This is a genomic window from Spongiactinospora gelatinilytica (assembly GCF_003236385.1).
Classification (GTDB): domain Bacteria; phylum Actinomycetota; class Actinomycetes; order Streptosporangiales; family Streptosporangiaceae; genus Spongiactinospora; species Spongiactinospora gelatinilytica.
The window spans coordinates 1-3,211 of record NZ_POUA01000566.1 but is presented as its reverse complement, the minus strand read 5'-3'; the positions used below and the strand labels follow the sequence as shown (position 1 = coordinate 3,211).

Sequence of the window (3,211 nt, the reverse complement as noted above, 5' to 3'; positions counted from 1 at the left end):
GTGCGCGGGGAGCCGGGCCCGCCGTACGACCCGGGCGACATCCCGCCCTACGCGGGGCACGGGACGTTCGCGGGCGGGATCGTGGGGTGCCTGGCGCCCACGGCCGCCGTCCTGGTCTCCGCGGGCCTGCGGGGCGGGGCGGTCACCGAGTACGACCTGTGCCGCGGGCTGCTGCGCGCGATCGGCTCCGGGCGGGTGCCGGACGTGATCGGCCTGGTGGCCGGGGCCGCCACCCGCGGCGGGCACCCCCTGCTGGCCATGGAGGCGATCATCGGATGGGCCGAGCTGAGCCTGCGCAGGATCGGCAGGCCGCTGCTGGTCGTGGCGGCGGGCGACAACGCCTCCGCCGTGCCGCCATGGCCCGCGGGCTATGCCGCGATCTCCCCCTCGGTCCTGTCGGTCGGCGCGCTGGACCAGGGACAGCCGCCGCGGCGGGCCTGCTTCAGCAACCATGGGCCGTGGGTGAAGGTCTACGCTTCGGGCGAGAAGCTGGTCAACGTCTTCCCGCACGGCCGCTACCGCTACCGGCACGGCCCCGCGGAGGTCTGCGACAGCGACGCGCTGACCCCTGGCAGGGGCGAGACCCGCCGCTTCGCCGGCGGCCTCGCCCGCTGGAGCGGCACGTCCCTGGCCACGCCGCTGGTCGCGGGCCTGATCGCGCGCCGGGTGACGCGGACCGGGCAGAGCGCGCGGGAGGCCGCCGCCGATGTCATGGCCTTCGCCCGCTCCCAGGCAGGCGCGGGGCCGCTGCCCGCCGTCCTGACCGCCGACAACGAGATCGTGTGACCCCTGGCGGCGGGACGGTCACCCGCCGGACGGGAGAACGTCCGTCGGGGCCGGATCGTCTCGCCGCACATCGTCGGCGGTCTGCTCGGTCTGCTCGGTCCGCTCGGTCTGCTCGCCGGTGACCGGGCCGATGCTCTGGCCGGTCGGCGGCGATGTGGTCGGATCGGTCGGCACCTCGGTGGAGGTGTCGGTGGAGGTGTCGGTGGGGATGTCGGTGGGGGACGGTTCGTCCGTGACGGTGACGGTCGTCGTGGGACGCCCGCAGTCGTCGATCGTCACGGTCCCCGCGGTCTCCTCCGGGGTCACCGGCGGCAAAGGGGTCTCGATGAGCGTGGGGACGGCCATGGCGGCCCGGCGCGGCACCGGGAGGGAACCTGCCCCGACGGGCGCCGCGGGCGGCTCCTGCGTGCCGACCAGCGGGTCGGGCGGCCGGGTGGACACCTCGGGCGAGGGCGGCGCCGAGGGGAGGCACGCGGGCGGCAGGCCGGGCGGCGCGCCCCGCCGTACCTCGGGCACGGACGGCACGCCCACGCAGTCGGCGGTCAGTTCGCCGTCCGGGGTGTGGATCACGGACTCCCGCAGCACCCGGTGCGTGCTGCCGTGGCCGACGGAGCCGCCGAACCGGACCAGGTTCACACCGTGCTCGATCTCCTTCTCGGAGACCTCGTACAGCGCCCGGACCGTGGTGCCGGACTTCTCGATCCGCCTGACCAGCGTCCCCGCCTGCCTGGTGAGGAAGTAGGACGCGCCGCGCGGCGCGAGGACCAGCGGGTTGACGGTGATCTCGGGCAGCGCGCGCCGCACCGCGCGCAGGTCCGCGGCCTTGCCGAGGTCGAGGATGCGGGTGATCTGCCGGACGCGCTCATGCCCGGCGGGGGCCTCGGTGAGCACGGTCAGCCGCCGCGGCCTGCCGGTGCCGTCGAAGCGCAGGGCGTAGGAGACGACGACCCGGCCGGAGGAACGTTCCAGGCCGAGCAGCGCCGTGACGGCGGCGGTGGGCTTGGCGGTGACGGTGGCGCTCCACGAGCGGGTCACCGTGAACCCGGTGTCGGCGTGGCGGGTCAGCTCCGCGGCGGTCCGGGCCTCCGCGATGGCGGACACCTCCGCCACCTTGGCCAGGCCGAGCGAGGCCGATCCGGCGACCGAACCGTCGAGCTCCACGCTCATCTGAGCCCAGCCGCCCGGCGGCACGTCACTGCGCAGGACCTCCTCGATCACCGCGCGGTCGCGGCTTTCGTAGTAGAACCCCACCTGGGATCCGGCGGTCGCGCGCAGGTCCGCTCTCGCGTATCCGACGTCCGCGTCGAGCCGCGCGCCGCCGGACAGTTTGTAGTTCAGGAAGGCGGCGAAGGTCCGGCCCTTGCGCCCCGGGCGCCGTAGTTCGGCGAAGCCGGAGGAGGCGCCCGCGCTCACCGCGGCGAGGCCGGCCTCGACCTCCACCGTGCCCGTGCTGACGTCCTGGCGCAGCGTGCAACGGTACGGCTCGATGCCGGTTCCGCCGCCGCAGGCCACGGCGCACGGGACGACGGTGAGCACCACCGCGGCGATCCCCGCTCCGCGCATCGGGTCCCCCTTGACTCGGCAGGATCCCGATGTTCGCATTCGCCGCCAGGGGCCCGAATGAGTAGACCACTACTCATTTCGGCGACCGTCGCGTCACGCGGCGGCGAAGCGCGGCTCAGCGGGTGCGGTGCGACTCGTAGCGCATGGTCCGCGAGACGCCGATCCGCACGGTGGTGCCCGGGGCGATGGACACCGGCTCGTTGGGCGGGATGTCGTAGAAGTTGGGGTCGCCGGGCGGCTGGATCTGGGTGCCGTTGACCGATCCGAGGTCGACCAGGTTGACGTCCCAGCCGTCGAGGGCGACGCGCAGGTGGCGGCGGGAGACCGAGCCGTCCGGGCTGGTCACCTTGGCGGGCCTGGCCTGCCCCGAGGTGACCTCCCCGGCCCGCTCGGGGTCGCGGCCGAGCAGGTAGTCGGTGTCCAGCCGCAGCGTCATGCCGTCGTCGAGGAGCAGCACGCCCAGCGGCGGGCGCGGCCCCTGGTAGGGGACCAGGGTGCGCTGCACGAGGGCGATGCCGCACACCGCGCAGTACGGCACACGGGGGTCGTTGAAGTGGTCGTTCTTGCAGTCGACGCCGAGGATCAGCGCCCGGGAGTCGGGATCGCCCTGGTCGGCGGGGGCCTCCGGCTCGGCGGGCTCGGCCTGCTCGGGCGCGGGCGGCAGGGCCTCGAAGGGCTGTTCCCTGAGATCGGGAAAGCCCCCGGAGCCGTTGCCCGGGCCGGGGCCCGCGTCGTCGGGAGCGGGCGGCTCGCCCTGGAGGCCGGGCGGCGGCAGCGGGAACTGCTCGGAGGGCTGGCCGGGCGGCATGCCGTACGCGGGACCGGGACCGGCGGGACCGGACGGGACGGGCGGGACCAACGG

3 protein-coding genes are annotated in these 3,211 nt (G+C 75.2%); 1 reads left to right on the top strand and 2 read right to left on the bottom strand.

Annotation, left to right across the window (positions count from 1 at the left end):
- On the top strand, positions 1–786 hold a 786-nt coding region (locus C1I98_RS36970), incomplete at its 5' end, for a S8 family serine peptidase (RefSeq protein WP_158558353.1).
- 18 nt (positions 787–804) lie between these two features.
- Here C1I98_RS36970 and C1I98_RS36965 read toward each other — a convergent pair.
- Positions 805–2,349, bottom strand: a complete 1,545-nt coding sequence (locus tag C1I98_RS36965; RefSeq protein WP_111171919.1) for a hypothetical protein — start codon at positions 2,347–2,349, stop codon at positions 805–807.
- A 115-nt stretch (positions 2,350–2,464) separates the two neighbouring features.
- On the bottom strand, positions 2,465–3,211 hold a 747-nt coding region (locus C1I98_RS36960; protein ID WP_146607874.1), incomplete at its 5' end, for an FHA domain-containing protein.